The following is a 7,706-nucleotide window of genomic DNA, read 5'->3' on the forward strand; positions in this document are numbered from 1 at the left end:
CTCCTGACAAGCAACTTTCGTATTCCAAAAAAATCACTGATTTTCATCACCCTTTTTGTTACTTACTGTCTTAGCTCTGCAGCTTTTTTTTGCATCACTGGTCAAGGTCTTTGCACCACTAGGCCATATACGGCTTTAATCAGCATTATTTTTGTGTTCATAGTGGTGCAGTACGTAGCATATTTAACGCAACACGACCTAGCTTTTGCTTCATCGGTTGAACAATATTTAACCTATGGCGCTTGGGCAATGGTTCTGGTCATGATTCCAGATATCTGGACGATCATGAATGGGGGCGTCATTAATTTCCCGCCATTGCATGCGGATTTTTTAAGTCCATTCGCGCAATTGCCCTATGGTGGCAATCGCTTAAGAGGCTTAACTCAGGAGCCTTCCTACCTAGGAATGGTGATAGCTACCATATATCCCATCTGCTTTATTCGGCTAAATGAAAAAGCAAGCTTCAGTAGGGCCGCTTTGGTTATAAGCCTCTGGATATGCCTAGTATTTTCTTTATCAAGAACAGGAATATTAAGTTGCTTTTTATTAACGTTTTTAATTTTATTAAGCTGGCCTCAGCGGTTTCTTGTGGGTGTATTGGTGCTGGGCCTATTGGCGCTATTAAGACTGTGCATATTACAAGGGCAAGCAAATGTCTTTGTCGGCTTATCTTGGCTTCCCTATCTAAATCAGGGTAATTTAGAGGGTTCGTCCTTGGTGAGGGGCGCGCATATCCTTGCATCCTGTAAAGCTTGGCTAGCTAACCCCTTTTTTGGGGTGGGCTTGGGGCAGTTGGGATATGTGCTACCCGTTTTACCCTGCTTGGTATACGCCAGCTTCCCCGGAATACAGTCTGTGGGCTCCAAAAGCAGCCTTTGGTGGAGTGCCCAGCCTAGCATTTTTGCCTAAATTGCCGGCTGAGATAGGTCTTTTTGGGGCAATTGGCTTGATTTACGGGGTTTTTTCAAGATTTAGATCCTATATGAATGCTCTTAAAAGCAATAATCAGGCTAAAAAATGGTTTTGGTCTTTTGCCGGATTTTTGCTCGCTTCACTTGGTATAGAGGGTTATCTTTACCTACCCGCATGGCTAATATTAGGGTTATTGCTGGGCCTCTCAAGAGTGCCTCCTCAGAAAGCCGAGAGCTAAGGTAAAGGGCGGCTTCTTCTAGGTCCCGCCCCTTTGCCTTTAGGTCTTCGCGCTCACTCAAATTCTTTGTTTATAGATTTAAGAATGTAGTATAATAGTAAAAGTAAGTAGATTCAATGAGTTGATTCTCTGCTTACCCCGCCAACTTTTTAAATGCATTTGATTTCACAAAATATATTGCCAGAGAATATGCAGTCAACCCATCATCAGCAAAGGACAAATGATTTTGAGTCAGACTCAGATTGTGATTCTGAAATCTCCCTCATCGATATCCTGCTCTTTTTAAAAAGAGCCTACAAAACCATTGCGATCACTATCGTTTTGGGTCTAGTCATTGCAGGTATTTTTTTGCTGCTCACCCCTAATCAATTCGAAGCACTAGCCAACATCGCGATGGCGCGTAGCCTACCAACCGATAAAAATCCGCAAGGGGTCAATATCGAAGAGCCGCAAGCACTGATTAATCGCATGAGTTTGCCCACCAGCTGGGATCAGCAGGTGGTAAATGGCTGTGACTTACAAAACGCCAGCAATCCAGCGGCGCAATTAAGCAAAGTGATCAAACTGTCGATCCCAAAAGGGGTAGCCAATGTAGTGGAGCTCAAGGTTACCCGTCCTAGCCCAGAAGTTGCCAAGGCATGTGCCGATAATGTATTTGAGGCGATTAGCGCATCACAAGCAAAAATGATGGAGCCAATCAAGGCCGTCAATAGCGCGCGCGCGCGCTTAACCCAAGTAGAGGCGCGCTTAGCCCAAGATAAAACCTTATTTAAAACCTTATTGACTAACACAGGGGGAGGGGGTTCAAAAAATACGGTATCACCAACCTACTTTGCACTCCTCTCCGAAACCCGCAACCTAGAAGATGAGCGCGAAAAGTTGCTCACCACCATCGATGTTAGTAGTGCACAAACCGCGACCTTGCAATCGCCTGTCTATGTGGCCGACCAACCCATCTATCCCAAAAAAGCCAAGAGTTTATTGGCAGGTCTTTTTGGCGGATTATTTTTGGGAGTATTGATTGCACTCGTGCGTCAGATGATCCCCAAACTCAAAGCGCAGATGCTCAAAGCGCAGATGCAGGGGCAGTGTGATGTGGGGCATGATGAAAAAAGCGGGCGCTCGGGATCGGGCATTAGCGGGCGCATATAACTAATAGGTAGTTGATTAACACATACATTCAAAGAGTATCTATGAAGGCAGTCATTCTGGCAGGTGGTTTAGGAACACGACTTTCGGAAGAAACTGAAAGTAAACCTAAGCCGATGATTGAAATTGGTGGCATGCCGATTTTATGGCACATCCTCAAAATGTACTCAGCTCATGGAGTAAATGATTTTGTGATTTGCTGTGGTTACAAAGGCTATGTGATCAAAGAGTATTTCGCTAACTATTTTTTACATATGTCCGATGTCAGTTTTGATATGGCGCAAAACAAGATGGAAGTGCATCATCGTTATGCAGAGCCATGGAAAGTAACTTTGATTGATACTGGCGCTGAAACTATGACTGGTGGTCGTCTAAAAAGGGTTGCCCAGTATGTGAAGGATGAAGAGGCTTTTTGTTTTACCTATGGTGATGGTGTGAGCGATGTCAATATCACCGAGCTCATTGGCTTTCATAAGTCTCATGGAAAAAAGGCCACCTTAACTGCAGTTCATTCGCCGGGACGATTTGGGGCGGTTGATATAAATTCCGATCATCAAATTACCTCTTTTAAAGAAAAGCCTAAAGGTGATGGTGGCATGATCAATGGGGGTTTTTTTGTGCTCTCTCCCGAAGTGATTAACTTGATTAAAGATGATTCAACCATCTGGGAGCGTGAGCCTTTAGAGAGTTTGGCGCAGCAATCACAAATGATGGCTTATCAGCATCACGGATTTTGGCAACCAATGGATACATTGCGAGATAAAAATCATCTTGAAGAGCTTTGGTTCTCAGGCAATGCGCCTTGGAAAAATTGGTAATGAAAGTTGCAAAGGTTGATTCCGCTTTTTGGAAAGGCAAAAAAGTCTTTCTAACAGGACACACCGGATTTAAAGGGAGCTGGCTATCGCTTTGGCTTGCCTCTATGGGTGCAAAGGTGACTGGTTATGCCTTAGCGCCTAATACAACACCTAATTTATTTGATGTTTTAGAAATCGATTCTCTGATTGAGAAATCTCATATCGCTGATATTCGAGATTTGGCAAACTTACAAAAAGCGATGTCGCAGGCTAATCCCGATGTAGTGATGCACATGGCAGCACAACCTTTGGTACGCTATTCCTATGCCAATCCGGTAGAAACTTATGCCACCAATGTGATGGGCACAGTCCATGTTTTAGAAAGTACGCGAAGTATTGACTCAATTCGCGCGACTGTTGTGGTGACAACCGATAAGTGTTACGAGAACAAAGAGTGGGTTTGGGGCTATCGCGAGAATGAACCTATGGGTGGTTATGACCCCTACAGCAATAGCAAGGGTTGCGCAGAGTTGGTAACTTCAGCGTATCGTCAGTCGTATTTCTCTGACTCTAATTCAACTAATAAAGTGGCATCGGCTAGGGCCGGTAATGTAATTGGTGGAGGAGATTGGTCTGAAGATCGGTTAATTCCCGATGCGATCAAAGCTTTTGAAGCAAACAAGCCTTTGATGATTCGCAACCCCTTGGCAACGAGGCCATGGCAGCATGTTTTAGAGCCACTTTCTGGTTATCTAATTTTGGCTCAGGCTCTTTATGAGCAAGGTTCGGCATTTGCTTCGGGTTGGAACTTTGGACCAAATGATAAAGATAATCGCCCAGTCCAAGAGGTGATTGATTTGTTGATTGCTGGTTGGGGCGAGTCTGTGAGCTGGGAAAAAGAGGGTTTAGAGCAGCCCCATGAGGCTAATCTTTTAAAGCTAGATTGCTCTAAAGCGCATTCGCGATTAGGTTGGGTCCCCAAATGGAATCTAGAGACTGCTACGCAAAAAATCGTGGAGTGGCAAAAGGTCTATCAAGCCAAAAAAAATATGCAAGAAGTCAGTCTTTCGCAAATTAATCAATATATGAGTGCTAAATAGCAAATACAAAATAATGAATACACAAACCGTTGACATTAAAGAATTAGAGCAAGAAAAATTACGTAAGCAAATCGCTATGTTGGTAGATCAATATGCTGCCATTGAATTTGCTCCAAAAGCATTTGAGCCAGGACAAACTCTTGTACCACCTTCTGGAAAATTAATTGGTGCGCAAGAATTAAAGAATATGGTGGATGCATCTTTAGATGGCTGGCTTACCACAGGTCGCTTTAATGAACAGTTTGAAAAAAAACTTGCCCAATTTATCGGTGTAAAACATGCAATTACCGTGAATTCTGGTTCATCGGCCAACTTAGTAGCGTTTTCTACGCTCACTTCTCCAAAGCTAGGGGATCGAGCGATTAAGCAAGGCGATGAGGTTATCGGGGTAGCTGCCGGCTTCCCGACAACAGTTAATCCTGTTATTCAATTTGGTGCGATTCCAGTATTTGTGGATGTCGATAAATATACGCACAATATTGACGCTTCAAAAATTGAAGCAGCAATCAGCCCAAAAACTAAGGCCATCATGCTCGCCCATTCTTTGGGTAATCCATTTAATCTAGATATAGTGACTGCGCTTTGTAAGAAATACAACCTTTGGCTGGTAGAGGATTGCTGCGATGCTCTCGGTACAACCTACAAGGGGCAGATGGTCGGCACCTTTGGTGACATTGCAACTTTGAGTTTCTATCCTGCCCACCATATTACGATGGGTGAGGGTGGTGCGGTATTTACTGATAATTTTGAGTTAAAACAAATTGCCGAGAGTTTTCGCGATTGGGGTCGTGATTGCTACTGCCCTCCAGGAAAGGATAATACTTGTGGCAAGCGTTTTTGCTGGAAATTGGGAAATTTGCCAGAAGGCTATGATCACAAATATACCTATAGTCATCTGGGCTATAACTTAAAAATTAGCGACATGCAGGCCGCTTGTGCTTTAGCTCAATTAGAAAAGGCGCCGACATTTATTCAAGCACGTAAAGACAATTTCAAATTTCTTAAAGAGCGATTAACTTCTTGTGAGGAGTTCTTGCAGCTGCCAGAGCCAACTGAAAATTCTGATCCCTCTTGGTTTGGATTCCCGATTACGGTTAAAGAGGGCTCACCCGTCTCTAGGCATGAATTAATTACTTATCTTGATCAACATAAGATTGGAACACGTCTTTTGTTTGCTGGAAATTTAGTAAGACAGCCCTACATGGTAAATGCAAGCTATCGAATTAGCGGGGAATTAGTCAACTCTGATAATGTAATGAATAACACTTTTTGGATTGGAGTTCAGCCTGCCCTTACTCAAGAAATGCTGGAATTTGTAGCTCAAAAAATAGAAGCCTTTTTGGGCATAAGTTTTGAATAACTATGAGGGTAGAGCTTGAGCTGTTGTCTGGTTGTTATTTAATAAAGTGCGATGCTTTTGAAGATTTGCGTGGTACTTTTGTCAAAACTTATCACGAAAATTTATACAGAAAATTGGGTATAAGTTTTACCATGAGAGAAGAGTATTACTCTGCATCAAAAAAAGACGTAATTAGAGGAATGCATTTTCAATCCCCCCCCTTTGATCATGAGAAAATCGTCAGCTGTATTCGGGGGAGTGTGTTAGATGTTCTGCTTGACTTGCGTCAAGGAAATAGCTATGGAGCTACGGCATCAGTGCGATTAAGTGGAGAGGGGCATTACTTTATATACATTCCTAAGGGCATCGCACATGGCTTTCTTTCTCTTGAGTCCGATTCCTTAATGATCTACAAGACAAGCACAATTCACATGCCAGATAGTGATCTTGGCATACGTTGGAATAGTTTTGACTTTAATTGGGGCTTAGACGATCCTATTTTATCTCCGAGAGATCAACAGCATGTTCCATTTGATAAATTTCAAAGCCCGTTCTGATTTAAAGTAATAACAGCTATGAAAATATTCATAACAGGAGTAACGGGTTATATTGGCGGTAAGTTGTTAGATGAGCTTTTGAAAAAAAAATATCAAGTTGCTGGTCTTGTCAGGACTTTATCTGCTGATACAAACTTACAGATTCATGGCTGCAAGTTGTATCAATATCGAAATAATTTAGACTCTATCAAGGATGCCCTACAAGATTTTCGTCCTGATGTTGTTATTCATTTAGCCTCATTATTTCTAGCAAATCATCAGTCTGTGGACATAGATCCACTAGTTGAGTCAAACATTCTATTAAGCGCAAGGCTCTATGAGGCTATGCTGGATGCGGGAATAAGTAAAATAATTAATACAGGAACCTCTTGGGAGCACTATGAGAATGCAAGTTTTAATCCAGTAAATTTATATGCGGCAACAAAAGGAGCAGCAGAGTCTATTCTTGATTACTATTCGCATGCTAAAAATTTTACGACATTCAATTTTAAGTTATTTGATAGTTATGGCCCTGGCGATTTTCGAAAAAAGCTTTTTTTCTATCTTAGAGAAGCAGCTAGAAGCGGGGTAACCCTTAAAATGTCACCTGGAGAGCAGTTAATTAATCTTGTTTACATTGACGATATTATTTCTGCGTATATGCAGGCTATAAGTAGTATTCATAATTACACTGGTAAGCATACATTTGGAGTGGGCGCCGATAAGCTAATCAGTTTAAAAAATCTAGTTGCCATTTATTCCGATGTAATCCAACGAGATGTACCAGTGCATTTTGGAGCTCTACCGTATAGAGATAGAGAAGTTATGGCCCCATGGAATGATTATTTAAAGATTCCAAATTGGTCACCCAAGATATCTATATTGAATGGCATATCCAAAATGGAGTTAGACGAGTCTATAGGTGGATTATTGAGTGGCAAATAAAGAAAGTAATATCTATATAAACAAAATCCTCATCACTGGTGGCGCTGGTTTTTTAGGATCACATCTTACTGAGCGACTCTTGAAAGAGGATAATGATGTATTAATGGTAGATAACTATTTCACGGGATCCAAGGCAAATCTTGAGCATTTATTGCCCAATCCACGCTTAGAGCTCATGCGTCACGATGTGACTTTCCCGCTCTACGTGGAAACAAACCAGATTTATAACTTGGCTTGCCCAGCTTCACCAGTGCATTATCAATATGACCCAGTGCAAACGACCAAGACCAGTGTGCATGGTGCAATCAATATGCTGGGTTTGGCAAAAAGAACGCGCGCCCGTATTTTGCAAGCCTCTACTAGCGAAGTGTATGGCGATCCTGAGGTCCACCCTCAGCCAGAAGATTATTGGGGTAAGGTAAATCCGATTGGTATTCGTTCTTGCTATGACGAAGGTAAGCGCTGTGCTGAGACCCTCTTTTTTGATTACTATCGCCAGCACAAATTAGACATTAAGGTAGTTCGTATCTTTAATACCTATGGCCCACGTATGCACCCTAATGATGGTCGTGTCGTGAGTAACTTTATTGTGCAAGCCCTGCAAGGTAAAGACATCACCATTTATGGTGATGGCCAGCAAACCAGAAGTTTTTGCTACGTAGATGACTTAATTGATGCTATGGTCAGAAT

The 7,706-nt window shown here is 42.2% G+C and carries 8 protein-coding genes; all 8 read left to right on the forward strand.

What is annotated here, in order from left to right:
- The first annotated feature begins 405 nt into the window (after positions 1 to 405).
- Positions 406 to 909: an O-antigen ligase family protein gene (locus DXE33_RS10755; RefSeq protein WP_408634207.1), complete on the forward strand. Its 504-nt coding sequence runs from the start codon at positions 406 to 408 to the stop codon at positions 907 to 909.
- A 430-nt stretch (positions 910 to 1,339) separates the two neighbouring features.
- Positions 1,340 to 2,302 (forward strand): Wzz/FepE/Etk N-terminal domain-containing protein, encoded by a 963-nt coding sequence (locus tag DXE33_RS09540; protein WP_231970469.1) that lies wholly within the window; start codon positions 1,340 to 1,342, stop codon positions 2,300 to 2,302.
- A gap of 41 nt (positions 2,303 to 2,343) precedes the next feature.
- Positions 2,344 to 3,117, forward strand: a complete 774-nt coding sequence (rfbF, locus tag DXE33_RS09545; RefSeq protein WP_114639658.1) for a glucose-1-phosphate cytidylyltransferase — start codon at positions 2,344 to 2,346, stop codon at positions 3,115 to 3,117.
- Positions 3,117 to 4,196, forward strand: a complete 1,080-nt coding sequence (rfbG, locus tag DXE33_RS09550; protein ID WP_114639659.1) for a CDP-glucose 4,6-dehydratase — start codon at positions 3,117 to 3,119, stop codon at positions 4,194 to 4,196. Before rfbF ends, rfbG begins: the two co-directional genes overlap by 1 nt.
- Positions 4,197 to 4,209: 13 nt before the next feature.
- Entirely contained in the window at positions 4,210 to 5,556 is a 1,347-nt protein-coding gene (gene rfbH / locus DXE33_RS09555; protein WP_114639660.1) for a lipopolysaccharide biosynthesis protein RfbH, read from the forward strand.
- Between the two features lie 2 nt (positions 5,557 to 5,558).
- Entirely contained in the window at positions 5,559 to 6,092 is a 534-nt protein-coding gene (locus tag DXE33_RS09560) for a dTDP-4-dehydrorhamnose 3,5-epimerase family protein (RefSeq protein WP_114639661.1), read from the forward strand.
- Positions 6,093 to 6,110: 18 nt separating this feature from the next.
- Positions 6,111 to 7,016: an NAD-dependent epimerase/dehydratase family protein gene (locus DXE33_RS09565; protein WP_114639662.1), complete on the forward strand. Its 906-nt coding sequence runs from the start codon at positions 6,111 to 6,113 to the stop codon at positions 7,014 to 7,016.
- A gap of 16 nt (positions 7,017 to 7,032) precedes the next feature.
- Positions 7,033 to 7,706: UDP-glucuronic acid decarboxylase family protein (locus tag DXE33_RS09570; RefSeq protein WP_162785453.1), on the forward strand; the 674-nt coding region annotated here is incomplete at its 3' end.

Origin of the sequence: Polynucleobacter necessarius (assembly GCF_900096765.1) — a bacterium.
Lineage (GTDB): Bacteria > Pseudomonadota > Gammaproteobacteria > Burkholderiales > Burkholderiaceae > Polynucleobacter > Polynucleobacter necessarius_F.